Here is a 14,708-nt window from a genome sequence, read left to right as displayed (position 1 = left end):
CCTTATCCTCCACTGCTGCTGCCGCTGCTGCCAAATCCTTTGAATGAGCCCGAGCTGCTGTTAGAGCCTTTCACGACACCGGAGCTGCTGCTTGAACCGTTAGCGTTGTAAGTCGGACTCTTAGTCCTAGAACCGCCGCTGGAGTAGTAAGTACCGCCAGTACCGCTGGAATACCCATCATCACAATCCTCGTAGTTCGGATCGCAGTTGTAGCTGGAGCTGGTGTTACATCCGCTTAATGCGACTGGCACGGCGAGCAATAGCGCGAATTTCAACACCTTGGCGGACTTCATATCGTCTTTCATCTAAACGTGTACCTCCTTCAAGTACAATAGGACTTTGTTGCGATCATCATCGAGTACGGAGTATATAGACTCGAACGTGCGCGTTTGCTTCACCAAGTAATGATCTAGGAGCAATCTGGCAATATCTTGTGACCCTTGCGATCGCACCAGCTGTTCGCCTAATTCGAACTTGCTTCCGTTCCAATAGAGGAACTCGGTTTCCAGAAACACGGATCGGTCGCATCGCTCAAGCAGTGCAGGCTTAATGTCCGCTCCGAAGTAATCAAGGTCACTATCTTTGAAAGAGGCTGCATAGATAAGATGGACACCGCTATCCTCGGACTCATGTGAGCTGTGATGGAGCAGCCTGTTCTGGATGACGGTTGCGTTGACGAGCTTGCGGACGAATAGCTCATCCGTATCCACCGAGTATTGTTTGAGCGTTCGTACTACTCGCTGAGTGGACTCATCCCATTCCTGATAACTAATCGTATGCATTAAGCGCGCACTCCCTTGGCTATAGTCTGATAGACTTCGGCATCACAGACGACGAAGAGCTTGGCGTCCGCTGGAATAGGAGCGTTCAACTTCGTGTTGATGGACATGTCTCCGCGATCTGAAATCAATGTCGCGCCTTGTTTCAATAGCGAGAGGAAGGCATCCTCGTACGTCCTCCACTCCGGTGAGACGGATACCGGGAACACATCAGCGCCATGTTGACGACTCAGCAGCTGGGTGAAGATTTCAACGCTGCCATCATTCAGGGCTGAACGAACCGCGAGCCTGGCCACGGCATCATGAGAGAGTACGAATTCATTCACTTTGACATGTTTGAAATTGTGGATGTGCTTCTCCAGCATGATCTCCACTGTCGTGTGCACCTGCGGGGCAATGCTTTCGATGCTGGAGGCGATCAACAGCGATTTGCCGTCGACAAGTGAAGATTCATCGATGCGATAATCGGCGAAGATGATGGCTGCTCTTGCGCTGGCGATGCCGGCTTTCTCCAGGATATCACTGGAGCTGGGATCACCGCTGACAAAATGCACATTGTGATGCTCATAGGGATGTTGATCGATAGCATCGATTATTACGATATGAGAAGAAGGAGAAATCGATAACAGTTCTTCCACTGCGTATCTGGCTTTCTTGCTCCAATTGATAAAGATGACATGCTGTTTACCGGAATAGGTCAACTTACCAGCTCTCCTTTGTCGATGATACTGTGAGACCGAATCAATGATTTTGCCGATAATCAAACTAAGTAAGCCGATGCCAAACACATAAATGAAAATGGTAAGCACTTTGCCAGCGATCGTGTGCGCAAAATAATCGCCGTAGCCCACCGTAGCCATCGTGGTCATCACCCAGTAGAAGGCGTTGAACCAAGTTTCGAATGTCTCAGGCTCCAGCCAGTACGCTAAAGTGGAGAGGATCAGCAGGAAGGCTAGGAAGAGAATGGCTACAGCCGAGTTTTTAAGCCTTAGCAGCTTCAAAGACAGCGTGTGCAGAAACAGTGGCATGAAGTGGAGCCTCCTTCTCGAATAAGCATCGCAGTGCACTGTAACCCGCGAAGCCCTTTACAATAGTACACTATTTCAGTTCATACGAGAACCGTATCCATAGGTGTCAATTAATTGAAAAATCAAGAGAAGGATACAGTTCGAAAGTAGGTCGTTTGCAGTCTACATGAGCGTAAATATTTATTGTTTGCAGGGGGTGTTTTCCTATATAATCAAGCATAGTAACGGAATGGAGGCGAAGGAACGCATGTTAATCCGACAACTAGGTAAACGTGAAACTTCAGCATCCATTTCAATTTCATATGTGATCCGTAAACACTAAGGCAATTGCTTTAGTGTTTTATTTTTGCCTGAGGAGGATTGTAATGAGCACATACAAGAGGGTACTTATCAAGTTAAGCGGCGGTGCTGTTGCTGGCAGCAGCGAGTTTGGGTTTGATCCAGGCAGACTGGAGCATATCGCAGGTGAGATCTTGTCGGTGGTGAGCAAAGGTGTTGAGGTATCCTTAGTTATTGGCGGAGGCAATATCTTTAGAGGCAATATGGCGGAGAGCTGGGGAATTGAGCGCGCGGAAGCCGATAATATCGGCACGCTTGCAACGGTTGTGAACAGTTTGATGCTAAGAGGCGTGTTGAAGGCGAAAATCAGCAACGAAGTGCGTGTGATGACAGCCATTCCGCTCACTTCTGTTGCTGAGCCCTACATCCGGCTGCGAGCGATACATCATTTGGAGAAAGGATATATCGTAATCTTCGCGGGTGGAAATGGCCAACCGTATGTCACTACGGATTATCCCTCTGTTCAGCGGGCCATTGAAGTGAATTGCGATGCGCTGTTTGTAGCGAAGCAAGGGGTGGATGGCGTATACGAGGCAGATCCGAAGAAGAATAGCGACGCAAGGAAATTCCGATCTCTTCACTATAATGATGTCATCAAGCATGACTTACGGGTGATGGATCAGTCCGCATTCTTGCTGGCGCGCGATTACAAGCTCCCAATCCATGTCTTCAATTTCGATGAGCCCGGCTCGATGGCTGCCATATGTGATGGTGAAGCGATCGGTACCTCCATTAATAGTCAATCCATCATGAGCTTTGCTTGAGGATAAGAACAAATAAGGCTGTCTCTAACGTGCGTAGTTGCACGATGGAGACAGCCTTCTCTCATTCAATGACTCAGCAGCTGTTACCTTTGGACTTGTTGTCGCTCTCTTCCGAGAGCTTCTCGCCGTATTGATCCAAGCGCCCCGGATGGGATGCCGGACCTTTATTCTTCGGTTTGCTGTTTCGACCTGTCATGGTAATGCTCACCTCCGTCATCCATAAGATGAGCGGAGGGAGCTGAAATCATGCACCGCGACGCAAACTGCAGCGTGCCCTGGATTACCCTATATCTACAGCGTGAGCAGGAGCATGAGTACCGCTTGCTTGAGGACGCTTCAATGTAACAGCGAGCAGCAGACCGAATATAGCTAGCCCGGCAAGTGCTAAGTAAGTATCATGGAACCCATGTGCCATCGCATCAGGCATTGGTTTCTCTCCCTCAGCAACGTGATGCGTTGTACGGCTGACGATTAATGTCGTTAATCCTGCGACTGCAAACGATGTAACGACTTGCTGTGCAGCACTTGTAAGTGACGTGACTCTGCTGACCAAATTGCTTGGCGCAGATTGAATGAGATGGGTGTTCAGCGCCAGGAAGGACAAGCCCATTCCCATTCCAAGCATAGCACGGGGCACAAGGAACATGACTGCACTGTCGGTTGGGTCAATACGTGAGATGAGGAATGCGCCTACAGCAACAATCGACAAGCCGGTGACAACAAGCGGTCGAGCGCCGATTTTGTCGTATAAGCGCCCTCCGATCGGCATAAATAGCCCGGCGGCAAGCGCTTGAGGCAATGTCCACATGCCGGCATGGAACGCGCTCATTCCCATGAGCTCTTGCATGAAATAAGGCACGGTGAAGATAATCCCGAACATTACAAACTGCAGAACCCACTGGACGATAATTCCGCGTGTAAACAATGGCGAGCGGAATACACGAAGCTCCAGCAGCGGTTCTTTCTTGCGTTTGAGTTCAACGATGATAAAGAGAATAAGCGATACGGAACCAACGACCAGACCGATGATCGTCTTGTCTGACGTCCAGCTTGTGGAGCCTTCGCTAAGTCCGTAAGATAAGCCAGCAAAAGCAAGGGGTCCGAGTATAATGCCCCACATATCAAGCGAAGTGAACGACTTCTTCGGCAGCTTCGGCAGCAGCGTGACACATAGGATGACGCCGAGGATGCCGATCGGAACGTTGATGAAGAAGATCCATTCCCAAGCGACATAATCGACTAGATATCCAGCTACGATTGGACCTAGTGCAGGTGCCAGCAGAATAGGCATTCCCATTAGCCCCATGATCGAACCTGCTTTCTCGGGAGGGCTGAGCTGATACGTCATCGCAAATGCGATTGGAAGCACCATACCGCCGCCGAGCCCTTGCAGAACGCGGTACATAATGAGCTGTTCTGCTGTCGTAGCCAGTGCGCACAACACCGATCCGATTGTAAATAGAATGAGTGAAATGATGAAGATTTGCTTCGAGCCGAATCGATCTGTCATCCAGCCGGCTAGCGGGATAACGGCTGCTTGAGCCAGCGCGTAACCGGTAACGGTCCACTGCACGACACTTAATGTGCTGTCAAAATCTTTAACAAGAACAGGAATAGCTACATTGACAGCGGTGCTGTCAAGAATAACCATGAAGATGCCGACAATAATGGCCAGCAAAGGCCCTACAAGTTGTCGCATAGAGGTAAAAGGTATTACAGGTGATTCCGTTCGCGCAGCGCTCATGGCAGCCTCCTTGATTAAATTTCCAACCTACTTTTACCACTTTACTTTCCCGTTCACAGGTTGTCAAAAAGGTTCTGAAAAAAACAAAAGAGAAGCGAAAATCGCCTCTCTGCGCCTTCTTATTCGGTTTCGGCTTCCGGCTCTACATCGCGAAACGCTTGATTATAACAGCGCCTGCAAACCGGTTTATAATCTTCATTGCCGCCGATCTGGATTTGCGCGCCTGCATTAACGGGCTGCCCATCGCGAAAGCGGATCACCATCGTTGCTTTACGATCGCAGAACCAGCAGATCGTTTTGATTTCTTCGATCTTATCGGCCTGCACGAGCAGGTTGTAACTGCCTTCGAACAGTTGATTCTGGAAGTCATTCTTCAGGCCGAATGCCATAACCGGGATGTTCAGCTCATCAACTACCTGCGTGAGCTCTAGGATATGGTGCTTCTTCAGAAACTGAGCTTCATCGATGAGTACACAATAAATTTTGTTCGGACCGGATGATGTAGATAAATGCGATTTGACGCTTTCATACAGGTTCGTATGTTCGTCGACCGGAATGGCGGCTCGCTCGAAGCCGACTCTTGAGCCGACCAGCTCAGCTCCGTCTCTTGCACTGAAAGAGGGGGAATAAATGAGGACTTGTTTGCCTTGCTCCTCGTAGTTGTGGGCAACTTTAATGATTTCAAACGATTTCCCACTATTCATCGTGCCATATTTGTAATAGAGCTGCGCCATCTGAATCTCTCCTAAGCAATATCGTCCTTTACTTATTTAACATATTTAAATGAAAGTGACAAGCCTGTTTTGCAAAACGAAACAGGCTGCCGGGCGGTGCCGGCAGCCTGCAAGAAATGCGGGCAATGGAGCTACAGGTGTAGGATTTACATTTTTCCTTTGAGGTCCATCAGATACTTGAATACAACTCCGAATGCACCGACGTAGTAAGCGGTCAACATCATCCAGCCCCAGTGATCGAGAGACTGCATGTTCGCAAACATGAATAATGGTAATACAAAGTAAACCATGTCTTTGAGATACCCAAGTACAAAATCGGTGGAAAATGTGCCTGACTTCATCATTTTGAACATATCCATTAAGAAGTTCAGGCCCATGAATCCGAGTACTGCCCACATCGAGTAGAGCATCCAGTCTGTGAGTGCAAATGTCATTAGAATCACCTCCCCTAAAGAAAGAAGAGTTCTTGCATACGTTATCATATGAAGCATGGACGATATGCGTACTGGGGCAACGCTCATTTTTGGGGCGAGCAATGTTCGGAAAGCTTGAAGTAATACCGCCCTAACGAGTACAATATGGCGATAGCACCAGAAGGAGATGGAAGACCACGATGACAGCGTTGCTAGATGAATTCAATCAAACATCATACCCGGTTACCGGGCACAGCAAGTATACGGTACAGATTTTACTGGATGCGTTTCGCGAAATGGACGGGAGTGCGGAGAGCGACGTATACGGAAACGGGAAGCTGATCGAGGATTTTCAACGTAAAATGGCCGACTTTCTCGGCAAAGATACCGCGGTGTTCTTCCCGAGCGGAACGATGGCTCAGCAGATTGCGCTTCGCATATGGAGTGATGAGCTAGGCAGCAAGAAGGTGGCCTATCATCCGTTATGCCATTTGGAAATTCACGAGAAGGATGGGCTGAAGGAGCTGCATCATCTGGAACCGATTCTGCTCGCGGACAAAGAGCGGTTGATTACACTGGAAGATGTAGTGAGCATGAAAGAAGACATTTCTTGTTTGCTTCTCGAGCTTCCGCAGCGAGAGATCGGCGGCCAGCTGCCATCCTTCGAAGAGCTTAAAGCCATAGCGGCACATTGCCGTGAACGTGGAATTAAGCTGCATTTGGACGGGGCAAGATTATTCGAAATTTTACCGTACTACGGCAAATCGGCAGCGGAAGTCTGCGCATTATTTGATAGCGTATATGTATCGTTCTATAAAGGCATCGGCGGCATAGCAGGGGCGATCTTAGCCGGCGGAGAGGCTTTCACCGAGCAGTCCAAAATATGGAAGAGACGACATGGCGGCGATCTTATCAGCCTGTATCCCTATATCGTAAGCAGCGATTATTATTTCGAGCAGCGAGTGGGGAAGATGGGGCAATATCACGAATCAGCAGTTGAATTGGCGAAACTGTATAACGAATGTGAAGGGCTGAGGACGAATCCGCAATTACCGGTGTCGAATATGTTCCATGTTCACGCAGCGATCTCTAAAGACAAATTAGAACCGATCTTCTTAGCGCTCTACAAGGAGACGGGAATTGGACTAACGCGTTATATTAATGTCGTTAATGAATCAGCTTGCTCCTACGAAGTCAGTCTCGGTGACCGTTATAGCAAGATTCCTGCGTCGCAGTTGAAAGAAGCCTTTGCCTTACTTCAACAGAAGCTGAAAGATATCGTCGTATAACGATCATAGTTGTGTGTATGAAGACAGGTTGTCCTTATAGGGCAGCCTGTCTTTGTTATTGGGTATCGTGGAATAATTGCTGACAGGGTATGGCAAAATATGAAATGCGATGAAGTCAGAAGAGAACGATGAGGTGTGCTGTGGAATTTTTCCTTCGATTATTCAAATTTCTTAATCGTAACCATATTCGATCCTACAAACCAATGAAAGAAGACCACACACCTGAACGCAGTCAGCTGCATGCCAGCTTGAAGGTGAATGTCGATTCGATCAGCGCGATTTTCAGCAAAGCGCCCGACCTTGTTATTCGTTCGTTTTACTATAAACAGACAGGGAGCCAGGCTGTACTTGTCTACTTGTCTGGACTGGCGGATAAGAACTCAATCAACAATAACGTGTTGAATCAATTGATGTTTGAATCCGTTGAAATAAGCAATGGGATGAGCGGAAAAGGCGTTCTTCCGGTACTTCCCGTCACGCTTGGCGATATACGCACACTGACCACTCTAAAGCATGTCGAGCTATCGGTTCTAGAGGGTCAGAGCGTCTTTATCATGGATGGTCAACAGCAGGCGTATGCCTTTGACACGCAGGGCTGGCCGCAGCGAGCGATTACGGATTCTCAAATCGAAGCTTCTCTTAAAGGAGCTCATCAAGGATTTATAGAAACTGCAGGACTTAACATCGCGCTTATTCGCCGGTACATAAGCAGCCGAGAGCTTAAGATTAAAGAAATGTACATTGGTGCGAGAGTACCCAGCAAAGTCTCGCTGCTGTATCTGGAGGATGTCACCCATCCGGATCTAATTCAGGAGATGGAGAAACGATTAACTGCATTAAATGTCGATTGTATACTCAATACAGGCGAATTGGCGGAGTATATCGAAGACAATCCGTTCTCGCTGCTACCGCAATTTATAACGACCGAGCGCCCGGATACCGCTGCCTCCCAAATCTTACAGGGGCGCATATGCGTTGTCGTCGACCGTTCATCAAGTGTATTAATTGCTCCTGCCAGCATCGCCGCATTCTTTCAAGGCATTGACGATTACAGTACACGGTGGCCGGTTGCCACGTTTCTGCGTTTATTGCGATTCTTTGCTTGTTTCATTGCTGCTTTCCTGCCGGGGATCTACATTGCCTGCATTTCATTTAATCATGAGGTGATCCCGCTTGACCTGATCCTATCCATCGGTCAGTTCAGAGCCGCAGTACCGTTTCCGCCTTTCATTGAAGCGCTTTTGATGGAGCTTATGCTCGAGATGCTGCGAGAAGCAGGTGTTCGTCTGCCCGCTCCGGTTGGTCAAACGGTAGGGATTGTCGGCGGTATCGTAATCGGACAAGCAGCCGTTCAAGCAGGGATCGTCAGTAATTTGATGGTTGTCGTCGTTTCGTCGACCGCAGTTGCTTCGTTTATTCTGCCGAATTTCGATATGGCTGCATCCATTAGGCTCATCCGATTTCCTGTTATGATCATCGCATCGATATTCGGCTTGATCGGCATCATTGCTGCATTTATGGTGCTTGTCGCACATTTGATCACCTTGAAATCACTTGGTGAACCGTATACAGCGCCTATAGCTCCGCTGCGGTTTGGGGATTGGAAGGATGTATTTATTCGGCTTCCCTTATGGAATATGCTGAAGCGTCCGACGAGCGTGCGATCCCTGCAGAAGAACAGAATGGGGTTAAACCGTCTTGAAGGTGATGAGGAATGAATGGATTGAGCTTGAAAGCTAGCAAAGCAAACTCCATAACGCTGCTGCAGTTTATTCTGATTATCCACAGCATGCAGCTTGGCATAGGTGTCATATCGATGCCTCGCGACCTTGCATTGACCGGAGGAACGGATGGCTGGATCGCCTTATTGATCGGGTATGCCGTGTCGCTAATCGCCAGCATCTTGATCGTTCAGATTATGAAGAAGTATCCGAATGGGACGATCATCGATCTGATCACGCACTATTTTGGCAGATTTATCGCGCATGTAATGTCACTCGTTTTTGGCGTTTACATGTGTATATTTGCCTATTTGATTCTTGATCGTATGGTGCTGCTGATTCGCAGCTGGATCATGCAGCAGTCGCAAGATTATGTATTAATGCTTCTCTTTGTCGTCCCTGCCTATATGATCGTGAAAGGCGGCGTTCGTACTATAGGCAGATATGCGGAGATTGTGGTCATGTGTTCCTTATGGATGCCGCTCGTCTTATTAAGTCTGTTAAACGATGCGCATTGGCTTAATCTGCTTCCTGTTCTTAAAGAAGGATGGATACCGGTGCTGCGGACCGTGAATACGACCATCATTTCTTTCATGGGATTTGAGGCAACGTTCTTTATCTACCCGCATCTGGAGAATAAGAAGAAAGCCATAATGGGTGTCTTGATCGCGAACACGTTAACCTTACTTGTTTATTTGTACGTGACGATCCTTTGCTTCATTGTTTATAGTCCCGATGAAATTCAATTATTTAACGATACGATGCTTACCGTTGTTAAAGTCATCGAATACCGCTTTCTGGAGCGATTTGATATCGTGATGTTGACTTGTTACTTGCTCGTGATATCCAAAACTTGGATTCCTGCGCTTTATATGGCGATGTACTGTACGAAACGGCTGTTTCATATCGGCAAAGTGAGTAAGCATATTATCATTCTTCTTACCGGGATGGTAGTGATTACCTACATCTGGGAACCGGGCTGGAATGCCAGTACGAAGGCGATCCATTATTTCACTTATTTTGGGATGGTCATGGTGTATCTCTTCCCGCTTGGATTATGGGCAGTTCTGTCTGTGATGACGAGTTTCCCGCGGTGGCAAAAATGAGCCGGTTCTATCGCATTACATTACTGTTCCTCATGCTGACAGTCTTGTTAACTAGTTGTAAAGATCGCGTTGATCTGGAGAATATTACGCTCGTACTCATGATTGGCATCGATTTAGACAAGGACAACAATCTCCTGCTTTTCTCCTCTTCACCCGTCTTCAGCAAGGAAGCGAAGAAGAAGAATGAGACGGTAAAAGTAAAAGCGATCACCAGCCGTCAGGCTAGAGGCGAGCTGGAAGCCCGCGTATCTGCTCTCGTAAGTAATGGGAAACTGCAGAATATTCTGATCGGTAAAAAGGTGCTCCAGCACGAGGGATGGATGAATCTGCTCGATGTTTTCTTTCGTGATTCCAAATCCAGAATCAATGCAAGATTAATTGCGGTGGATGGACCGGTGGAGGAGGTTATGTTCTTTACACCGGAAGACAAGCGCAGGCTCCCGCTCCATATTGCCAAACTTGTCGATACCGCGCACATGCGTAATCTCGTTGAAATGACGACTCTCTTTGATTATGTTCGGCTTGTCTTTGAGAAGGGGGTCACACCCTATATGACTGAGCTGCACAAAACGCCTAAAGAGGTAGTCGTAACTGGAACGGCGCTGCTGGACGACAAAGGGATCTTTCAAGGATCGCTCGATCTTATGGAGAATGAACTGCTTCAGGTTTTACAGGATGAGAAATTTGCGGATTTAACAGTGACGCTTATTTTGCCTGATGTAAAGCATAAGAAGTCGATTTTCGAGACAAGAGCGATTAGCTTTTATATTACGGAAGTAATGCGGAAAGTGAAGGTTTCTTATACGGACAATCATTTTCGTTTCGATATCCGATTAAAGCTGCCTATTCATCTGACAGAACAGATGTTTCGTTTAAATGCAGAGAAGCACTCGAGAGATCTAGAATTGATGATCAATAAGCAGATGGAACTGGAAATGAAGAAATTGGTGACGAAAATCCAAAAGCATAAATTGGATCCGATCGGACTTGGGCTAAATGCAAGAGCTTTTCAATACGCGAATTGGAAAAAAGTGCAGAACGACTGGGGCGACGCTTTCGCAAGAGCAGAGGTTAACATTCATGTCGATACAACCATTAAAGATCATGGAGAAATCAATTAGTTGAAGAGGATGCCCAGGCGGGAAGGCTGCGATGGCGACGCGGCCATAACCTGCTTGGGTATTTGCGTGAAATGATTGAGTTGTAAGCCGTCTAACGCTATAATATAACGAGAAAAAAGTCTAACAGAAAAGGTGTCATTCATGAGTATATTAAACGTAGAACGACTGAGCCACGGTTTCGGAGACCGTGCGATCTTCAACGATGTATCTTTCCGCTTGCTTAAGGGAGAGCATATCGGACTTATCGGCGCGAACGGCGAAGGTAAATCCACTTTCATGAACATCATTACCGGCAAACTGCAGCCCGATGACGGGAAAGTCGAATGGTCCAAGCGGATGCGCGTTGGCTATCTCGACCAGCATGCGGTACTGAACAAAGGCATGACGATCCGTGACGTGCTCAAGGGTGCTTTCCAATACTTGTTCGACATGGAACAAGAAATGAACGACATGTACGGAAGAATGGGCGATGTCACGCCGGAAGAGCTGGACCAAATGCTTGAGGATGTCGGGACGATTCAAGACACCCTCACGAATCAGGATTTCTACATGATCGATGCCAAGATTGAAGAAACTGCACGTGGCCTTGGTCTGACGGATATCGGTCTGGACAAAGACGTAAACGATCTAAGCGGCGGTCAGCGTACGAAAGTACTTCTCTCTAAGTTGCTTCTGGAGAAGCCGGATATCCTGCTATTGGATGAGCCGACGAACTATCTCGACGAACAGCATATCGAGTGGCTGAAGCGTTACCTGCAGGAGTATGAGAATGCCTTCATCCTCATCTCGCATGATATTCCATTCTTGGATAGCGTAATCAACTTGATCTATCACATGGAAAATCAAGAGCTGAACCGTTATGTCGGCGACTATTCGCATTTCCAGCAAGTGCATGAGATGAAGAAACAACAGCTGGAATCCGCGTTTAAGCGCCAACAGCAAGAAATTTCGGAATTGAAGGATTTCGTCGCACGGAATAAAGCAAGTGTCGCAACGCGTAACATGGCAATGTCCAGACAGAAGAAGCTGGATAAGATGGACGTTATTGAACTGGCGAAGGAGAAGCCGAAACCGCAATTTAACTTCAAGGATGCCAGAGCTTCAAGCAAGCTGATCTTCGAAGCGAAGAATCTTGTCATCGGATACGACGCGCCGCTCTCCAGACCGCTTGATCTACTTATGGAACGCGGTCAGAAGATTGCGCTGGTCGGGGCAAACGGCATTGGTAAGACAACGCTGCTGCGCAGTATCCTTGGCGAAATTCCAGCGATTTCCGGTACGGTTCAGCGCGGCGAAATCTTGTCGATTGGGTACTTTGAGCAAGAAGCGAAAGACGCTAATTACAATACATGTATCGATGAAATTTGGAACGAGTTCCCTTCGCTCAATCAATTCGAGGTACGTGCCGCGCTGGCGAAATGCGGATTGACTACAAAGCATATCGAGAGCAAAATCGCGGTATTAAGCGGCGGCGAGAAGGCAAAAGTGCGTCTGTGCAAGCTGATCAACCGCGAGACGAACCTGCTTGTGCTCGATGAGCCTACGAACCACTTGGACGTAGACGCGAAGGAAGAGCTCAAACGTGCGCTGAAAGCCTATAAAGGCAGCATTCTGCTTATTTCCCATGAACCTGAATTTTACCGCGATGTCGTAACCGAGACGTGGAATTGCGAATCGTGGACGACGAAGGTATTCTAAACGGTGTTAGAATAGAGGGAAGTGAAAAGCCGCTCCGAACAGTCATGAAATGGCTGCTAGGAGCGGCTTATTTGTTCGTAATGACTCTTTATTATTCCGGTAGTTTGGTGAACCAAAGGTCGCGGAAATGCACCCAGCCGAGCGATTCCAGCGATATCCCGCGGATCGAAGGATGGAAGGCGGTTTTGAGATGTTTGCGATAGAGGAACATGAGGCTGTGCGCAGCTGTCAGCTGCTGCTCGATCTGCCCGAAACGCTCCTCTCTGCGCTTGGCATCGGACTCGGACAGCAAGTCAGACAGCTGTTGCTCAAGAATCGTCTGCATTTCAGGACGCATGTGAAGCTGCATGCTCTTGAACAAATCGATGAGGCGCAGCTCACGATGCTCGTCCAGCATGACGGCAAACAGAAGCAGATCCGCATGCAAGCGGTCTTCGCCATTGAATTGTTCAGCAGGAATGAACTTGATCACAAGTGTAATGCCGACAAGTGCGCAAACCTGCTGCACGAGCAGCGCATCGGCTTCATATTGCGGGATGGTCGCAAGAACGATCGGCTCTCCCATGTAACCAGCCTCCGCAAGATGCTGCTCCGCGTTGGTTGATTCTGCTGCGTGTGGCCGTTCGCTCGTATGCTGGGGCCAGAAGCTGTCAGCAGGTTCGATAACGTCTCCGAGGAGACGTTCAATGATTTCTGCGCGATTAAGTGCAAGATCGAACGCTTCTCGCATAGCGGCATTTGCAAGCGGGCCATCACGCAGCTCGTTAACAGTCAGAAACTTGCAGGTCGTACCGGATTGGCGAACCTGCTGCCATTGCTCCGTTGTGGTTTCGGATAATCGTACGTTGTGCATAACCTGAAAGGCCGGCTGCTCTGCTTGTCCGTCCAGCTTTTGCTCCAGCGGTTGCGTCCATACCTCAACTCGGTCCAGAAAGCCGCGTCCTTGAAAATATCCGGGAAAGGCTTCCAGCACCAGGACACCATGGTCCCGGTCGACAAGACGAAACGGGCCTGTACCAATTGGCTGCAGTCCGAGTTCTGCGTATGAGATTTGGTCGGAAACACTTTTTATCGCTTTCGACGATGGCGTAGCTTCCGGGGCTGGAACGATCGACGCTCGATTCGTAGCCAAGAAAGGGAGAAACGCTTCATTGCGCTGCTCAAGTTTAAACTGAACGGTGCGTTCGTCCAGCAGTTCGATGGAGATGATGCCCATGTACACCCAGTTATATAATCCTCGCGGCGCAAGAGCCTTCAGACGCTCGAAAGTAAATACGACATCGGCAGCGACCATCTCTCGACCATGATGGAAGAGGACCCCTTTGCGGAGGTAGAAGGTCCAACAACTACGCGTCGTATCAACATCCCAAGTATGAGCAAGATGCGGAAGTATCGTATCACCTGAGGGACTCATGCGGACAAGCCCGTCGTAGAGCTGATTAACCAGATGCGCTTCACCGGAATAATGGATGGAGGCAGGGTCCAAGGAATGGATGGTTTGCGGCAGCGGGAATCGCAAGATGTCCAAGCGACGCTCACCTAGTACCTCGGAATGGAAGCCGAACCGCTTCGACAGCCACTGCTGAAACTGCTCACGCAGTCCGCGCGAGCCTTCACTGTCCATCGTTTGCAAATAAGATATCGCTATCTGTAAGTCTTGCTTCTGCGCGATTTCTTGCGCTTCCAGCAGCACGATTTCTTCTTTCCTTGCCAGAAAGTGCAAGATAGAGCGATTGCCGCGCCCGCGACGAGGTTCCCAGCTGAGCCAGCCTTCACGCTGCATGCGCTGCAGCAGGAGGACCATATTGCGATGCGTGCAATCCAGTGCTTCCGCCAGTTCCTGCGTCGTGACCTCGTACGGTTCATGCTCCTGCAGCTGTGGCAGAGCGCTCCGAAGAGCGATGTAATGCTGCCTCATTTTCATCGCGAACACGTCTCCCGACCTAAAATATGAAATTTATCGAATAAATCT

Annotated in this window: 14 protein-coding genes; 6 read left to right on the top strand and 8 right to left on the bottom strand. The window is 48.5% G+C overall.

All coding sequences use genetic code 11. The features are described 5' to 3' along the window. Positions 1-2 precede the first annotated feature (2 nt). Genes AC506A_RS06650 through AC506A_RS06640 form a run of 3 tightly spaced genes read right to left on the bottom strand, consistent with a single transcriptional unit; the run spans position 3 to position 1,807 of the window. Positions 3-305, bottom strand: a complete 303-nt coding sequence (locus AC506A_RS06650; RefSeq protein ID WP_495460183.1) for a hypothetical protein — start codon at positions 303-305, stop codon at positions 3-5. Beyond that, complete coding sequence (locus AC506A_RS06645) at positions 306-782, bottom strand: hypothetical protein (RefSeq protein ID WP_495460182.1); 477 nt, start codon at positions 780-782, stop codon at positions 306-308. After that, positions 782-1,807 (bottom strand): potassium channel family protein, encoded by a 1,026-nt coding sequence (locus AC506A_RS06640; protein WP_495460181.1) that lies wholly within the window; start codon positions 1,805-1,807, stop codon positions 782-784. Before AC506A_RS06640 ends, AC506A_RS06645 begins: the two co-directional genes overlap by 1 nt. Before the next feature lie 365 nt (positions 1,808-2,172). On the opposite strand from AC506A_RS06640, the gene pyrH reads away from it, so the two are divergent. Then, positions 2,173-2,910: a UMP kinase gene (gene pyrH, locus AC506A_RS06635; RefSeq protein ID WP_495460180.1), complete on the top strand. Its 738-nt coding sequence runs from the start codon at positions 2,173-2,175 to the stop codon at positions 2,908-2,910. 73 nt (positions 2,911-2,983) lie between these two features. On the opposite strand, the gene AC506A_RS06630 is transcribed toward pyrH, so the two are convergent. The 4 genes from AC506A_RS06630 to AC506A_RS06615 form a co-directional block, all read right to left on the bottom strand. Beyond that, positions 2,984-3,106: a hypothetical protein gene (locus AC506A_RS06630; protein WP_495460179.1), complete on the bottom strand. Its 123-nt coding sequence runs from the start codon at positions 3,104-3,106 to the stop codon at positions 2,984-2,986. Between the two features lie 84 nt (positions 3,107-3,190). Next, the gene (locus AC506A_RS06625; protein WP_495460178.1) at positions 3,191-4,654 is read right to left on the bottom strand and encodes an MDR family MFS transporter; all 1,464 of its coding nucleotides are present in this window, start codon (positions 4,652-4,654) and stop codon (positions 3,191-3,193) included. 119 nt (positions 4,655-4,773) lie between these two features. After that, positions 4,774-5,388 carry a thymidine kinase gene (locus tag AC506A_RS06620; RefSeq protein WP_495460177.1) on the bottom strand — a complete coding sequence of 205 codons (615 nt, stop codon included), beginning with the start codon at positions 5,386-5,388 and terminating at the stop codon, positions 4,774-4,776. A gap of 146 nt (positions 5,389-5,534) precedes the next feature. Continuing rightward, positions 5,535-5,822 (bottom strand): hypothetical protein, encoded by a 288-nt coding sequence (locus tag AC506A_RS06615; protein WP_090975602.1) that lies wholly within the window; start codon positions 5,820-5,822, stop codon positions 5,535-5,537. Positions 5,823-6,001: 179 nt separating this feature from the next. Here AC506A_RS06615 and AC506A_RS06610 point away from each other — a divergent pair, with 179 nt between their 5' ends. The 5 genes from AC506A_RS06610 (at position 6,002) to AC506A_RS06590 (ending at position 12,736) form a co-directional block, all read left to right on the top strand. Beyond that, on the top strand, positions 6,002-7,090 hold the full coding sequence (locus tag AC506A_RS06610) for a threonine aldolase family protein (protein ID WP_495460176.1): 1,089 nt from the start codon (positions 6,002-6,004) through the stop codon (positions 7,088-7,090). 203 nt (positions 7,091-7,293) lie between these two features. Beyond that, positions 7,294-8,808, top strand: coding sequence for a spore germination protein (locus AC506A_RS06605; protein WP_495460175.1), 1,515 nt, complete (start codon positions 7,294-7,296; stop codon positions 8,806-8,808). A gap of 5 nt (positions 8,809-8,813) precedes the next feature. Further along, the gene (locus tag AC506A_RS06600) at positions 8,814-9,917 is read left to right on the top strand and encodes a GerAB/ArcD/ProY family transporter (RefSeq protein WP_495460174.1); all 1,104 of its coding nucleotides are present in this window, start codon (positions 8,814-8,816) and stop codon (positions 9,915-9,917) included. Next, the gene (locus AC506A_RS06595; protein ID WP_495460980.1) at positions 9,914-11,038 is read left to right on the top strand and encodes a Ger(x)C family spore germination protein; all 1,125 of its coding nucleotides are present in this window, start codon (positions 9,914-9,916) and stop codon (positions 11,036-11,038) included. Before AC506A_RS06600 ends, AC506A_RS06595 begins: the two co-directional genes overlap by 4 nt. A 141-nt stretch (positions 11,039-11,179) precedes the next feature. Further along, positions 11,180-12,736 (top strand): ABC-F family ATP-binding cassette domain-containing protein, encoded by a 1,557-nt coding sequence (locus tag AC506A_RS06590; RefSeq protein ID WP_495460173.1) that lies wholly within the window; start codon positions 11,180-11,182, stop codon positions 12,734-12,736. A 91-nt stretch (positions 12,737-12,827) separates the two neighbouring features. On the opposite strand, the gene AC506A_RS06585 is transcribed toward AC506A_RS06590, so the two are convergent. Next, complete coding sequence (locus tag AC506A_RS06585) at positions 12,828-14,660, bottom strand: ABC transporter substrate-binding protein (RefSeq protein ID WP_495460172.1); 1,833 nt, start codon at positions 14,658-14,660, stop codon at positions 12,828-12,830. Positions 14,661-14,708 lie beyond the last annotated feature (48 nt).

The sequence above is a fragment of the Paenibacillus sp. N22P23 genome (genome assembly GCF_059383735.1).
This window is presented reverse-complemented; position numbering and strand designations above follow the sequence as displayed.